This is a genomic window from Providencia sp. PROV141, from assembly GCF_028481645.1.
Lineage (GTDB): Bacteria > Pseudomonadota > Gammaproteobacteria > Enterobacterales > Enterobacteriaceae > Providencia > Providencia rettgeri.
In genome coordinates, this window is sequence record NZ_JAMPPR010000014.1 from 73,735 (window position 1) to 89,005 (window position 15,271).

Annotated in this window: 13 protein-coding genes; 2 read left to right on the forward strand and 11 right to left on the reverse strand. The window is 42.5% G+C overall.

Annotated elements, in window-relative coordinates; translation table 11 throughout:
* Positions 1–12: 12 nt before the first annotated feature.
* The 9 genes from nuoI to PSF09_RS09075 all read right to left on the reverse strand — a co-directional run bounded on the left by nuoI (position 13) and on the right by PSF09_RS09075 (position 11,326).
* The gene (gene nuoI / locus PSF09_RS09035) at positions 13–555 is read right to left on the reverse strand and encodes an NADH-quinone oxidoreductase subunit NuoI (protein WP_004259834.1); all 543 of its coding nucleotides are present in this window, start codon (positions 553–555) and stop codon (positions 13–15) included.
* 14 nt (positions 556–569) lie between these two features.
* On the reverse strand, positions 570–1,547 hold the full coding sequence (gene nuoH / locus PSF09_RS09040) for an NADH-quinone oxidoreductase subunit NuoH (protein ID WP_004912244.1): 978 nt from the start codon (positions 1,545–1,547) through the stop codon (positions 570–572).
* Positions 1,547–4,279, reverse strand: coding sequence for an NADH-quinone oxidoreductase subunit NuoG (gene nuoG, locus PSF09_RS09045; RefSeq protein WP_272664634.1), 2,733 nt, complete (start codon positions 4,277–4,279; stop codon positions 1,547–1,549). The genes nuoH and nuoG overlap by 1 nt, the downstream gene beginning before the upstream one ends.
* 89 nt (positions 4,280–4,368) lie before the next feature.
* On the reverse strand, positions 4,369–5,727 hold the full coding sequence (nuoF, locus tag PSF09_RS09050) for an NADH-quinone oxidoreductase subunit NuoF (RefSeq protein ID WP_004259820.1): 1,359 nt from the start codon (positions 5,725–5,727) through the stop codon (positions 4,369–4,371).
* A complete protein-coding gene (gene nuoE, locus PSF09_RS09055) occupies positions 5,724–6,272 on the reverse strand; it encodes an NADH-quinone oxidoreductase subunit NuoE (RefSeq protein WP_272683792.1) in 549 nt (182 codons plus the stop codon). Before nuoE ends, nuoF begins: the two co-directional genes overlap by 4 nt.
* A 2-nt stretch (positions 6,273–6,274) precedes the next feature.
* Positions 6,275–8,077 carry an NADH-quinone oxidoreductase subunit C/D gene (gene nuoC / locus PSF09_RS09060; protein WP_371031986.1) on the reverse strand — a complete coding sequence of 601 codons (1,803 nt, stop codon included), beginning with the start codon at positions 8,075–8,077 and terminating at the stop codon, positions 6,275–6,277.
* 74 nt (positions 8,078–8,151) lie between these two features.
* On the reverse strand, positions 8,152–8,826 hold the full coding sequence (locus PSF09_RS09065; protein WP_004912254.1) for a NuoB/complex I 20 kDa subunit family protein: 675 nt from the start codon (positions 8,824–8,826) through the stop codon (positions 8,152–8,154).
* Between the two features lie 18 nt (positions 8,827–8,844).
* The gene (locus tag PSF09_RS09070) at positions 8,845–9,288 is read right to left on the reverse strand and encodes an NADH-quinone oxidoreductase subunit A (RefSeq protein WP_272664633.1); all 444 of its coding nucleotides are present in this window, start codon (positions 9,286–9,288) and stop codon (positions 8,845–8,847) included.
* 1,114 nt (positions 9,289–10,402) lie between these two features.
* Positions 10,403–11,326, reverse strand: a complete 924-nt coding sequence (locus PSF09_RS09075) for a LysR family transcriptional regulator (protein WP_272664632.1) — start codon at positions 11,324–11,326, stop codon at positions 10,403–10,405.
* A 793-nt stretch (positions 11,327–12,119) separates the two neighbouring features.
* On the opposite strand from PSF09_RS09075, the gene PSF09_RS09080 reads away from it, so the two are divergent.
* Together PSF09_RS09080 and yfbR are read left to right on the forward strand one after the other, a co-directional pair.
* Positions 12,120–13,334, forward strand: coding sequence for a pyridoxal phosphate-dependent aminotransferase (locus PSF09_RS09080; protein ID WP_004259802.1), 1,215 nt, complete (start codon positions 12,120–12,122; stop codon positions 13,332–13,334).
* 406 nt (positions 13,335–13,740) lie between these two features.
* Positions 13,741–14,322: a 5'-deoxynucleotidase gene (yfbR, locus tag PSF09_RS09085; RefSeq protein ID WP_004912262.1), complete on the forward strand. Its 582-nt coding sequence runs from the start codon at positions 13,741–13,743 to the stop codon at positions 14,320–14,322.
* Positions 14,323–14,400: 78 nt separating this feature from the next.
* Here yfbR and PSF09_RS09090 read toward each other — a convergent pair whose 3' ends face one another.
* On the reverse strand, positions 14,401–14,799 hold the full coding sequence (locus PSF09_RS09090) for a hypothetical protein (RefSeq protein WP_272664630.1): 399 nt from the start codon (positions 14,797–14,799) through the stop codon (positions 14,401–14,403).
* A gap of 63 nt (positions 14,800–14,862) precedes the next feature.
* On the reverse strand, positions 14,863–15,267 hold the full coding sequence (locus PSF09_RS09095; protein ID WP_210836995.1) for a hypothetical protein: 405 nt from the start codon (positions 15,265–15,267) through the stop codon (positions 14,863–14,865).
* Positions 15,268–15,271 lie beyond the last annotated feature (4 nt).

Consider the following 15,271-nt stretch of genomic DNA (forward strand, 5'->3'; position numbering starts at 1 on the left):
GAATATCGCTCCTTATGGCAACAGGTCTTTGACGTTAATCGGTTTCGCTTCGTTATCCGCTTCACCTTTGTCTTTACCTGCAATCGCCATACCCGATTTACGGTAAAAGTTATAATCAGGATATTTACCCGGACCTGAAATCAACAGGTCATTTTTCTCGTAAACCAGATCCTGACGTCTCCAATCGGCCATTTCAAAATCAGGTGTTAATTGGATTGCCGTGGTTGGGCAAGCCTCTTCACACAGACCACAGAAAATACAGCGCGAAAAGTTAACGCGGAAAAATTCAGGGTACCAGCGGCCGTCTTCATGTTCAGCTTTTTGCAGTGAGATACATCCCACAGGGCAAGCAACCGCACATAAGTTACACGCAACACAACGCTCTTCACCGTCAGGATCGCGTGTTAACACGATACGCCCACGGTAACGGGGTGGCAGATAAACCGGCTCTTCTGGATACATTTGCGTTTCGCGTTTATCGAACGCATGTAGGCCGACCATCCAAATACTACGTACTTGGGTGGCGAAACCGACCAATAACTCTTTCAATGTCATGGTTCAATCACCCCTTACTGAGCGTTGTATAAAATCACTGCTGCAGTACCCAGCAGATTAAGCAGTGTCAACGGCAGACAAATTTTCCAACCGAAAGACATCACTTGGTCATAACGTGGACGCGGTAAAGAGGCACGGATCAAGATAAACATCATCATGAAGAAGCCAGTTTTGATAGCAAACCACAAGAATGACGGCAGGAATGGACCATGCCAGCCACCAAAGAACAGCGTCACAATCAGTGCTGAAACCGTTACGATACCGATATACTCACCGACGAAGAACAGACCGAACTTCATGCCTGAGTATTCAACGTGGTAACCATCCGCAATCTCTTGTTCTGCTTCAGGTTGGTCAAACGGGTGACGGTGACAGACCGCAACGCCCGCTATCGCAAAAGTCACAAAACCAAAGAACTGCGGAATAATGTTCCACATGCCTTCTTGGGAGTTCACAATATCAATCAGGTTGAATGAACCTGCTTGTGCAACCACCCCCATTAAAGAAAGGCCTAAGAACACTTCGTAACTCACGGTTTGTGCTGATGCACGCATCGCACCTAATAATGAGTATTTGTTGTTACTTGACCAACCTGCGAATAACACCGCATAGACAGCCAGACCCGCCATCATCAGGAAGAATAAAATCCCGATATTGAGGTCTGCAACGTGCCATGTTGGGCTAACAGGGACGATGGCAAATGCTAAGAACAGTGAACAAAACGCAATCACTGGCGCAAGCGTAAAAATTTTCTTGTCAGCGAACTGCGGGATCCAGTCTTCTTTAAACAGCATTTTGAACATATCCGCGATTAACTGGCCCATCCCAAACGGACCCACGCGGTTAGGGCCATAACGGTTCTGGAACAGACCGAGAATACGGCGCTCTCCCAGACTCATGTATGCCCCACAAGTCACAACAACCAATAAAATGACGACAGATTTGAGGATGGAAATTAACACTTCCATCACTTCAGGAGAAATCCAATCCATCATGCTCCCCTCCGCAGATTATTGACTGACACGCCAGCCATTGAAGGTGCGATACCTGGCATTCCTAACGGTAAGCCAATTTGACCTGTAGACAGGTGATTACTGAGGCGGACAGTCAAGTTAAACGCTTGACCTGCATGGTTAAACTCCGCTTTAGTTCCTGCTGACAGACCGAGTGACGCAGCATCTTGTGTGTTCAGCATGATATAAGGCTCAGGCATACGCTCTTGAATTACTTCTGAACGCTGTGACATTTCATCACTGCCGAACAGGTGGTAATAAGGTGCGACAACCCACTGAGCTTCATTGGCTTGATAAGCCGCTGGAATCTCAGTGAAGTAAGCCAATTTGCTCTGTGTTGAATTGAACAAACGGATACCCGGGTCACCAAATAACAGGTGGCCACCCACTTCCGCTTGGAATTTGTTCCAGGCTTGCGGTGAGTTCCAACCCGGCGCCCATGCAAATGGAATTTGCTGACGTGGCGCGGTTGGGCTGTTGTTCCCTTCCATTGAGAAAGCAAATGGAGAGTCAATATCTTGCGGTTGACGAGGTTCATGAACAGATTGATTTGCTAGCATCGCTGTACGACCACTGTAACGATGTGGTTCACGTGCCAGTTTTTGACCACGAATACGGAAAGACGCTTTTGGTGCGGCATCAACCATACCTGAGAATTGTGGCATTGCGGCAACACAATCTGCGATAACGTGATCAAGTTGCGACCAATCCGCATCACGCTCTTGCGCTTCAGTTTGCAGTGAATGCATCCAGCGCCAGCTTTCGTTCATCACGATAGCTTTGTCGTAATAGGTTGGGTCAAAGACTTGGAAGAAACGCTGTGCACGACCTTCTTGGTTAATCAACGTACCGTCTGCTTCAGCAAAGCTTGCGGCTGGCAGAACCAATGTTGCTTTATCCATGATGTCTGTTTGCTGATGATCCGCAACAATCAAGTGGCTCAGTTTTGCTAATGCACTATTGACGGCATCCACGCTGCTGTGGCGGTACAAGTCGTTTTCGATAACGATAGCCACATCCGCTTCGTTCGCTTCAATGCGAGCTAATGCACTGTCTAGTGGCTGTGCGTTCATCATTGCCAGACCGAAACTATTCGCATGAGACGCTAAGTAAGATAACCCTACATTCGCACCTTTAGCTTTCAGTGCAAATGCCACGTTAGCGGCCGCTTGGATCATTGCCTCGCTGGCACTATGGCTACCACTGATGATTAATGGTTTTTTCGCGCCAGCTAATGCCTGAGCAATGGTTTCAACTTTGGCTTTTAAGTCTGCGGGTAAATCATTCACCGCAGGGGCTTCGCCATTAATCATATTGGCGATAGCAAAACCGAAACGTGCCTGGTCAGCCACTGGAGCACGGTAATTAAAGGCAGCCACATCATCTAAACGCGTGTCATCAACATTGGTAATAAACAGCGGATATTTCGCATGTTGACCAATATTCATGATTGCGGCGATTTGCCAGTCAGCCACTTTTTGCGCTGCGGCCATTTCACGTGCTTTACCTTTCACCGCTTGGCGTACAGATAACGCCATACGTGCACCTGTCTGAGTTAAATCTTCACCCAGTACCAGTACCGCATCATAGCCTTCCACTTCACGCAATGTTGGCGTATAGATACCGCCGTTTTGCAGGATGTTTTGCATCAGCGCTAAGCGGCTTTGCTCGCCCGCAGAAATACCTGAATAGAAGTTTTCTGCTCCGACTAATGCGCGCAATGCATAGTTGCTTTCAACGCTCGCGCGTGGAGAGCCGATACCAATCACTTTTTTCGCTTGATTGATAATTTGCGCACCACTTTGCATTGCTTCAATTGCAGAGATGGTTTGTTTCACACCATCTTTACTCAAGACAGCCTGACGAGGACGGTCTTTACGGTTGACATAACCGTAACCAAAACGACCGCGATCACACAGGAAATAGTGGTTTACCGAACCGTTATAGCGGTTCTCGATACGGCGAATTTCACCATAACGCTCACCTGGGCTGGTGTTACAACCGATACTGCATTGTTGGCAGATACCTGGGGCAAATTGCATATCCCATTTACGGTTATAGCGCTCAGAGTGGGTTTTGTCGGTAAATACCCCTGTCGGGCAGACTTCGACTAAGTTACCGGAAAATTCACTTTCCAGTGTACCGTCTTCTGTACGACCGAAGTACACATAGTTATGTGCGCCATACACACCCAAGTCTGTGCCATCTGCGTAATCTTTGTAGTAACGCACACAACGATAACACGCGATACAACGGTTCATTTCATGACTAATAAATGGACCGAGATCTTGGTTAATGTGAGTACGTTTCGTAAAACGATATTTACGCATGTTATGACCGGTCATCACCGTCATATCTTGTAGGTGGCAGTTACCGCCTTCCTCACAGACTGGGCAGTCATGAGGGTGGTTGGTCATCAGCCATTCCACGACACTTTCACGGAATTGTTTGGCTTCTTCATCATCAATAGAGATGTAAGTCCCTTCCGTTGCGGGTGTCATACAAGACATGACTAGGCGACCGCGTGTGTCATCTGCGTTCTGATACTGCTTAACCGCACACTGGCGGCAAGCGCCAACGCTTCCCAGCGCCGGATGCCAGCAAAAATAAGGAATATCTAGCCCGAGAGAAAGACAGGCTTGTAACAGGTTTTCAGACCCGTTTACGTCATATTCTTTGCCGTCTACATATATAGTAGCCATAGTCAGCATGCTTCCCAAAGGCCCGCATAAAGCAGGCGTTAATCAAAAATACGTTCTTCGTGAAAAATCTATTTAGCGGTTGCTCAATCGCTAAACATTTACCAGCGCTGCTTCAGCAGGTTTGGTTGGATACCCGCAATCTGCACAATGTTACGCAGATCTTTTTGCGAAATACCCGCTTCGAATTCATCACGGAAATATTTGATGGCACTTTGTAGCGGTTCGACCGCACCCGGTGCGTGAGCGCAAAACGTTTTACCCGGCCCTAAGAAACGGCACAGCTGCTCTAGGGTTTCAATATCCCCAGGCTGCCCTTCGCCTTTTTCCAGCGCTTGTAAAATTTTCACACTCCATGGCAGACCATCACGGCACGGCGTACACCAACCACAGGATTCACGGGCAAAGAAAGTTTCTAAGTTACGCACTAAAGAAACCATGTTGATTTCATGATCAACCGCCATCGCCAATGCAGTACCAAGACGGCTTCCTGCTTTAGCGATATTTTCGAAATCCATCGGCAAGTCAAGGTGATCGTTGGTCAGGAAGTCAGTCCCTGCTCCGCCTGGCTGCCATGCTTTTAATTTTAGTCCATCACGCATACCACCTGCGTAATCTTCCAACACTTCACGTGCCGTAGTACCAAATGGCAATTCCCACAGACCTGGATTTTTCACACGGCCAGAGAAGCCCATTAATTTAGTACCCGCGTCTTTACTCTTACCTGCGCTTAAATCGATATACCATTGGTCTCCGTGCTCTAAAATTGCTGGCACGTTACAGATAGTTTCGACGTTATTTACGCAAGTTGGTTTGCCCCAAGCACCTGATGTTGCAGGGAATGGTGGTTTAGAACGTGGGTTAGCACGACGGCCTTCTAAGGAGTTAATCAGTGCGGTTTCTTCACCGCAGATATAACGCCCAGCACCGGTGTGAACAAATAGTTCGAAATCGAAACCTGAACCGAGGATGTTTTTTCCTAACAGACCGGCTGCTTTGGCTTCTTCGATAGCACGACGCAGATTTTGCGCGGCTTCAACATACTCACCTCGTAGGAAGATATAACCACGATAGGCTTTAAGTGCATAAGCGCCCGTGATCATCCCTTCAACTAGCAAATGAGGGAGTTGCTCCATCAATAAACGGTCTTTATAGGTGCCCGGTTCCATTTCATCCGCATTACATAAGAAGTAACGCAGTTTCATGTTTTCGTCTTTTGGCATCAGGCTCCATTTCAGACCTGTTGAGAAGCCCGCACCGCCTCGCCCTTTCAGGCCAGCGTCTTTCACGAGATTCACAACTTCATCGGGTGCCATACCTTTGAGCGCGCGCTCAAGCCCTTTGTATCCGTTTTTACTGCGATACTCATCTAACCAAACAGGCTGATTGTCATCACGCAAACGCCATGTTAGAGGATGAGTTTCGGCTGTACGGATCACTGGATTAACAGAATTTGTCATGGATACTGCTCCAGTAATTTTTGAATATTTTCAGGCTGCACGTAGCTGTGAGTGTCTTCATCGATCATCATCGTTGGACCCTTGTCACAGTTACCTAAGCAACAGGTTGGCAGCAACGTAAAGCGGCCATCGGCTGTTGTTTGACCCGGGCGAATATTAAGCTGCTTAATAATTTCAGCTTCTAAGCCCTGATAACCTGTAATATGGCAAACAACACTGTCGCAATAGCGAATAATGTGGCGACCTACTGGCTGACGGAAGATTTGGCTATAGAATGTGGCCACACCTTCAACATCACTGGCTGGGATGCCTAAGACGTCAGCAATCGCATGGATAGCGCCATCTTCAACCCAACCGCGGTTTTTTTGCACAATTTTCAGTGCTTCAATCGAGGCAGCACGTGCATCTTCGTAATGGTGTTTCTCACCTTCAATCTCTTCACGCTCTTTCTCTGTTAAGACAAAGCCATGGTTGACTTGCGGTTCAAACACATTCACGACATTGAGCTCATTGTGCTTCTCACTTTCGTTATGTTCATTATGCATGGTTAGCGATCCACATCCGACATTACAAAATCGATACTACCCAGATAGACGATTAAGTCTGAAACTAAACTACCTCTGATCACCGAAGGAATTTGCTGTAAGTGCTCATAACTCGGGGTACGAATACGTGTACGGTAGCTCATGGTGCTGCCATCACTGGTCAGGTAGTAGCTGTTAATACCCTTCGTGGCTTCAACCATCTGGAATGATTCATTCGCAGGCATCACTGGGCCCCAAGACACTTGTAAGAAGTGGTTGATCAGGGTTTCAATGTGCTGCAACGTACGCTCTTTTGGTGGTGGCGTCGTCAGTGGATGGTCGGCTTTGAATGGGCCTTCTGGCATATTCTTATAGCATTGCTCAAGAATACGGATACTCTGGCGCATCTCTTCCACTTTGATCATCACACGGTCATAACAGTCACCGTTGTGCGCGATAGGAATATCGAACTCAAAGTTTTCATAGCCTGAATATGGACGCCATTTACGCACGTCGAAATCGACGCCTGTTGCACGTAAACCAGCACCCGTTACACCCCATGCCAGTGCCTCTTCTTTATTGTACATTGCTGTACCAATCGAACGGCCTTTTAAGATGGAGTTTTTCAGCGCAGAAGTCACATAGGACTCTAAACGTTTTGGCAACCAGTCAAGTAATTCACGCAGCAGTTTTTCCCAACCGCGCGGTAAATCGTGTGCAACACCACCAATACGGAACCAAGCTGGGTGCATACGGAAGCCCGTGATCGCTTCAATCACGTTGTAGACTTTTTGACGGTCAGTAAACGCAAAGAATACCGGCGTCATTGCACCGACGTCTTGGATATAGGTACTGATATACAGCAAGTGGCTGTTAATACGGAATAACTCTGACAGCATGACACGAATGGTTTTCACGCGGTCAGGCACTTCGATGCCAGCCAGTTTTTCAACCGCTAACACGTAAGGCATTTCATTCACACAACCACCGAGATACTCGATACGGTCAGTGTATGGAATATAGCTGTGCCATGACTGGCGTTCACCCATTTTCTCAGCACCACGATGGTGGTAACCGATATCAGGCACACAGTCGATAATTTCTTCACCATCCAGTTGCAGTACGATACGGAACGCACCGTGTGAGGATGGGTGGTTTGGCCCTAAGTTCAGGAACATGAAATCTTCGTTTTCATTTCCACGCGCCATGCCCCACTCTTCTGGTTTGAAAGTCAGTGCTTCCATTTCCAGATCTTGTTTCTGTTTTGTCAGAACAAAAGGGTCGAACTCAGTTGCACGCGCAGGATAATCCTTACGCAGTGGATGACCTTCCCAGTTCGGTGACATCAGCAAGCGGCGCAGATTTGGGTGACCTTGGAAGGTGATCCCAAACATATCCCACACTTCACGCTCATGCCAGCTGGCATTCGGGAATAAAGAAACCACAGAAGGCACGTTGAGGTCTTTCTCATTAAGAGCGACTTTTAACATGATATCGCGGTTACGATCGATAGAGATGAGGTGGTAGAAAACACTAAAGTCTGCTTCTGGCAGACCTTGTCGGTGAATTCGTTGACGTTCATCTACCCCATGTAAGTCAAATAACATGACATACGGTTTTGGTAATTTCTTTAGGAAATCGACCACTTCCAGTAACTGCTCACGACGAACCCAAACCACTGGCATGCCAGTGCGAGTTGCTTGAACAGAAAAGGCATCCGGCCCAAATTGATTGCGCAGTTCCAGAAGCACAGGGTCATTTAAATGATCCTGTGTCTGCCATCCTGGCTGGGTACTACTCGCTTGCGCTATCTGATCTGTCATCATTCTTCACCATAACGCTTGATCAGGTTTATTATTTCGCAACAACATTGCTCTGTTACGCTGTATGGCTTTAAGCCTTAAATTTCGTCTGGTGTACGCAGGTTAGTCACTGCAATACGTTCACCGTGCTTTCTTTCTCTTTCTGATTGCATATTGGCACGATAAACCCCTTGGTCACCAACGACCCAAGATAGCGGTCGACGCTCTTTACCGATAGATTCTTGCAACAGAAGTAGTGCCTGCATATAGGCTTCTGGACGCGGTGGGCAACCTGGGATATACACATCCACAGGAATAAATTTATCGACGCCTTGTACAACAGAATAAATGTCATACATGCCACCAGAGTTAGCACATGAACCCATGGAAATCACCCATTTTGGTTCAAGCATTTGGTCATACAGACGTTGAATAACAGGCGCCATTTTAGTGAAACAGGTACCTGCTACTACCATGAAATCGGCTTGACGAGGTGAAGCACGCAGTACTTCTGCACCAAAGCGGGCGACGTCATGAACAGCCGTGAACGAAGTCACCATTTCTACATAGCAACATGAAAGACCAAAGTTATATGGCCAGAGAGAGTTTTTGCGCCCCCAGTTAACCACATCGTGTAATGCATGAGAAAGTTTCCCCATGTACACACTGTTTTCAACTTGCTGCTCCAGTGGATCAGTAACGATTTCCTGAGTTTGCAGTGGGTAACGGTCGTTCTCACCGTTCGGATCTATGCGGGTGAGCGTATAATCCATTGTATAATGCCTCGCTTTTTACTGCGGATGACGATTGCTGATGTTAATAACTTCACTAGGATGCTTAACTTTTCCGCGGGAACGGACTGGAGTCCAATCTAATGCCCCTACGCGGACCAGATAAAACAGTCCCGCCAACAATACCAAAATAAAGATCGCGGCTTCGATGAAACCAACCCAACCGGCTTCGCGGATGGCAACTGACCATGCAAATAAGAACATGGCTTCAACATCGAAGATAACGAAGAACATGGCGACTAAGTAGAACTTAGCTGACATACGAAGACGTGCACTACCGACCGAATCAAGACCTGACTCGTAAGGAACATGTTTTGTTCTGGCTTTGGCGCGGCTACCCAAGAAGTGACCTGCGACCAACATGAAAGCACAAAGACCGATAGTGCCGATAAGGAATATCGCAAACGCCCAGTTATGGGCTAACGCTAGGATTGATGTAGACATACTCGTTGCTTACTCATTACTTATGGTGTGTTAACTGCTCTTTTTTACATCACGGCAGTGTTGCACCACAATTGCCCAGTTAATCGAGAAGAAAGACCAAAATTGATCACAAACTAAAATATCACCAAACTTAAATCAGTCTGTTGACTGCGTTTGGTTTGTCCTCTCTCATTACAATTTACTTTACTTAAATTAAGTAAAATAACCCGTATTTGTTACAAAAGCTTCACACTCTGAAAACAATAGAACAACAAAAAGTAACCATAATCTGCTAAAACGTGTCAGTGTAATGATACTCAAGTAAACACGCAAACTAGTTTAACTGATTATTCGTTTTTACTACACCATTATCTCAGGAAAAACCTGTCTTAACAGATGAAAAATTGCGCTTTTTATTTGATCTAACGCACACTTTTATTGAAAAAGTACTCAATTTGTTTACATAGCATTCAATTTCACTTTAAGTCTTTGTAACTCTTTTTAACGCATTACTTCAAGTAACTGACTGACATTCCAGTGCTATTTTATCTATTCAATAAAAAAACATTGTTAATAACATAACAAATTGTTAACTAAACAATGAAATTCAGGTTATGCCAGCTACATCACAATTATTTCATGGTCTTTCCTATTTAACCATACTTATTAAGTGGTTAATTGTTTTTTTTATGAGCGGATATTGATAAAAAATCGATAAATTTGAAGTTGATAACCTATTTAAAATATCACTGAACATTATTTAAGCATGCATAGAAGCAAATTTCTCAATACCATTTCCCAATATTGAAAATTGAGTTCCACAATTTGAAATAATCGTTTCAGTCATCTGCATCAATTCACATTATCTGTTACCTAACAGCTCAATTAGTCTGTACGTTAGCCATTTATTCAGAGATAACCACCTCAACCGCTGCTCACATCTTATTGAGACTGTGATTAACACGTTGATTTTATTTGCACATAGCCAATAACACATTGATCACAAACAAGTGATTCAGCAATAAACTTGTAAAAATGACATAAAAAAACGGTAATCCCAAGTTCATTGGAATTACCGTCATTACAATAAATCAATTAAGTATTGGTGTTAAGATAACCAGATGAATCGATTAACTTAATTACCTTCCTCATTGCTATCCATCAACTCACTTGCTGAGGCTGCAACATAAGGGATTTTTTTGTTTTCAATCGCACTGAATACTGTCAGAACAAAATCTTTTTGCTCGTCTGCATTCTTATACAACCAATACTGAATGTCTGGTAAACGTGGCAGCCCATCAGCTTCATTCAAAATACGTAAATCTGCATTTTGCATTTCCATTGGTCTGGCGGTTACCCCAACTTCTGCATTGACTGCCGCACGAACCGCAGGTAAAGATGCTGCTTCATACGCAACATGCCATGACAAACCTGCATCATCAAGAGCACTAGTACACAGTTTACGATATGGATTGGTTTCATCCATAACAACTAATGGGACAGGCTCATTGGGACGCAATTGAAAATCAGGCGCACTGTGCCACAAAACAGGCACTGTTCTTAACGCTGTTTTGGGGTGGTGACTAATTCTTGCTGTTGTTAAAGCAAGATCTATCTCATGATTATCAAGCATTGACTCAATAAATTGTGCTCGTTTAATGCGCACTTCTACGGCAATTCTTGGATAAACAGACGCGATACGATTAAGTAAGAAAGGTAATAAGATATCGACGGTGTCATCAGATGCACCAATACGCAATTCACCATCAGCGTCATTATAAGTCAATGACGCGGTAGCATCATCATTGGCGCGAAGTATTTGCCTTGCGTAGCCAAGTAATTGTAATCCGTGCGCGGTGAGCAGTTTATTTCGTCCATGGCGAGCGAAAAGCTCACGGCCGACTAATTGCTCTAAACGTTGCATTTGCTGGCTCACAGCAGATTGTGTTCGACAAACGGCTGCAGCTGCAGCTGCGAAAGTGTTAAGATCTGCGACAGCGACGAAAGTACGTAGCAAATCAAGATCTAGGTTCATGATGGGACGATTGGAATTTATCATCGTTCATTCTCTTATATAATTTTATGTTACCTGGTGTTTCTGCTCTCCTCCATGAGAATCAGCGAGTTTATAGCGACTACTAAGTGAGTGCATTTCTAATCCATAGATCTGCAATGACTTCTCATTATTTTACTTTTCTTGTACCTAGCTCACTATTCGTTAACGATAGGCCATGGTACAAATAGCATACTTCCATAAATCAAATAATTTTAATAAAAAAAGGGGGTGATTTCCTAAAAAACACGCTAAAACGCGTTTGATAGGATACGATTAAATAGTAACATATTTAATGTAATCACAATTATTTTAATGTAAGCACATTATAAAATTCGTTTCACTATTTTTACATAGTCAAAAATATCAAATGGTTATAATTTTAAGCAGCACTTTTGGCTAAAGAAAGCAGCTTGAAATAATCAATATTACTAACAAAATCACCCTAATTATTATAAAAAAAGGCCATTACAGCAAAAAAATCATGTCTGATTTAATGATTCAATGCTTAATATTACATTTTGATACAATTTTCTTTTTTCCTTCTATTTTTATGCTTTTTTACTTTTTATACTCCAAAACATCAAAGAATGTCGATATTATAATTCAACTAATTTTATATTATAAGAATATGTAGCCGACTTAAAATAAATAATAAGACACCAAACATTACATTTAAGCGTAAACCAACCTTTTACACCAAAAATAACCTTGCATCTTCAAAAGCTTCTGAGGGAGGAGTACAGTAAAGGAATAACGCCGGCCCGACCAATGTAACCCTTAGGGTAATGAGAGAACTATGAATAATCTAACTAAATCCAGTAAGCTCGATAATGTTTGCTATGACATTCGTGGGCCCGTATTAAAAGAAGCTAAGCGCCTAGAAGAAGAAGGCAACAAAGTCCTCAAACTCAATATTGGTAACCCGGCCCCGTTTGGTTTTGAAGCTCCAGATGAAATCCTAGTGGATGTCTTGCGTAATCTGCCAAGTTCTCAAGGTTATTGCGACTCAAAAGGCTTATACTCTGCCCGTAAAGCGATTGTGCAGCATTACCAAGCTCGTGGTATTCATGAAATGACAGTAGAAGATGTCTACATTGGTAATGGTGTTTCTGAATTAATCGTACAAGCCATGCAAGCACTGCTTAATAATGGTGATGAAATGTTAGTGCCTGCGCCTGATTATCCATTATGGACTGCTGCAGTTTCCCTTTCGGGAGGAAAAGCGGTTCATTATATGTGTGATGAACAGCAAGGTTGGATGCCTGACATTGAAGATATTCGCAAAAAAATCACACCAAGAACGCGTGGTATTGTGGTTATCAACCCAAATAACCCCACAGGTGCGGTCTACAGCAAAGACCTACTGATGGAAATCGTCGAATTAGCTCGACAACATAATCTTATTATCTATGCTGACGAAATCTACGATAAAATTCTTTATGATGATGCAGTGCATCACTCTATTGCCGCTCTCGCCCCTGATTTATTAACCATCACATTTAATGGTTTATCTAAAACGTATCGCGTCGCTGGCTTCCGCCAAGGTTGGATGGTATTAAACGGCCCGAAAAAACATGCGAAAAGCTATATTGAAGGCTTGGAAATGTTAGCCTCTATGCGCCTGTGTGCAAACGTCCCGATGCAGCATGCTATTCAAACTGCATTAGGTGGCTATCAAAGTATTAGCGAATTTATTCAACCTGGTGGTCGTTTATATGAGCAACGTAATCGTGCTTGGGAACTAATTAATCAAATTCCAGGAGTATCTTGTGTAAAACCACAAGGTGCGTTGTATATGTTCCCGAAAATCGATATTAAGCGTTTTAATATCTATGATGACCAAAAAATGATTTTAGACTTGTTACTACAAGAAAAAGTGTTGTTAGTTCAAGGGACCGCGTTTAACTGGCCTGAGCCTGACCATTTCCGCATCGTTACGCTACCTTATGCAGATGACCTTGAAATGGCGATTAATAAATTCGGCCGCTTCCTTGAAGGCTATCGCCAATAAAAATTTATTAAACATAATAAAAAGCCTCCGGAGACGGAGGCTTTTTTTATTCTAAATTTAGCCATCATTAATAGACTGTATTATTCTGATAATCAAAGAATAGAAATAAAATAAATTGCCACAAGGAAAAAACCCAATAATATAAATGGAAAATATTTCATATTGCCTCGTTATTTTCGGATTGAACACCCATTATATTTTTTTGATTATATAATTCAACACAATTAAAATAGCAGTTAAGTTAAAGTCTAAATTTGATTATATTATTATGAGCATCTTAATATGCCAAATAAATATTAAAGCATAGTCACTAAAGAGTAACTTATTAAAAAACAATAAAATTATATCGCTGCTACATTATTTCCGCTATAATTTTTGTCGTTTGCAGACACTAAAAAGAGGACTTATGAGCTACTTTTTCGCCCATCTTGCTAGAATGAAGTTAATCCACCGCTGGCCGTTAATGCGTAATGTCCGAACAGAGAATGTCTCTGAACATAGTCTTCAAGTGGCCATGGTAGCCCATGCGCTCGCTATTATTAAAAATCGTAAGTTCGCAGGGAACGTTAATGCAGAAAAAATCGCTTTATATGCGATGTACCATGATGCCAGTGAAGTGATTACGGGGGATTTACCAACGCCAATAAAGTATCACAACCAACAAATTGCTCATGAATACAAAAAAATAGAAAAATTCGCTCAGCAAAAACTACTCGATATGCTCCCAGAAGAACTACAAGAGGATTTTAAAGCACTACTAATTGAAGATATACAATCAGAAGAAGAGCATTTTATTGTTAAACAAGCTGATACGCTGTGTGCCTACTTAAAATGTTTAGAAGAGCTATCTGCGGGCAATAGTGAATTTAAATTAGCCAAAAGACGGCTAGAAAAAATGCTTGCGGAAAGAAATAGCCCAGAAATGGAATATTTTATGAAAACGTTTGTGCCAAGTTTCACCTTATCATTAGATGAAATTAGTAATTAATTTAAAATAAGGAATGAGCGTATCGTTCCTTATTTTAATACTCAATAACTTTATATTTTAATGTAATTATTTAGTTTTTTATGCCGAACTAATCTCTGTTGAACAATCTGAAGATGAAGAAAAGTGGGCGTATAACTTTCTAGACTCACCATTAATACCTAATATAACTCTACCACCATCACCCGATGTTATATTACAACTAAAATCATGTTTACATTCATAAACTTCACGATCGTAAGTCCAAAATTTAATATGCCAAATATCAGAGCCAACACCTATATAGTATTTAAATCCAAAACAATTCTCTAAAATACCTTTATTCGGAATATGTTCAATATGTTGCCAATCCTTCATATTCCCCCAAGGAACACCTGCACTATGTGTTAGCGTCACATTTTTTATATCTTTTCCCCAAAAATTTTCAAATGTTGCATAACCATAATGATATTTTTCTGATACATTTTTAATTTGTTCCATAAATTCACCTCTTAATAATTAAATCTATTTTGAGTATTTTTTAAAAGATAGAAAAAATATGTATTATTCATTTATTCTGTTTATTTGTGTTGAACAATTTGCTGATGAAGGAAAGTCAAGATATAACCGTTTTGACTCACCATTAATTCCCATAATTACTTTACCATTGTCACTTGCAGTTAAATTGCAGTAAAAGTTATAGGATGATTTATAATACTCTCCATCTTCAGTCCAAAATTCGATATGCCACATATCTGATCCCACACCTAAATAATATTTAAACCCGAAGCAATCTTTCACAATACCTTTATTAGGAATATCTTCTAAAATATATTCATTAATCATTCCCACTCCAAAAAGCATAGCGGTATGGCCTAATGATATTTTTTTAATCTTTTTACCCCAGAAGTTTTCGAAGGTAGCCAAGCCATAATAATGTCGTTCTACGAATTGTTTATTTAATTCCATATTC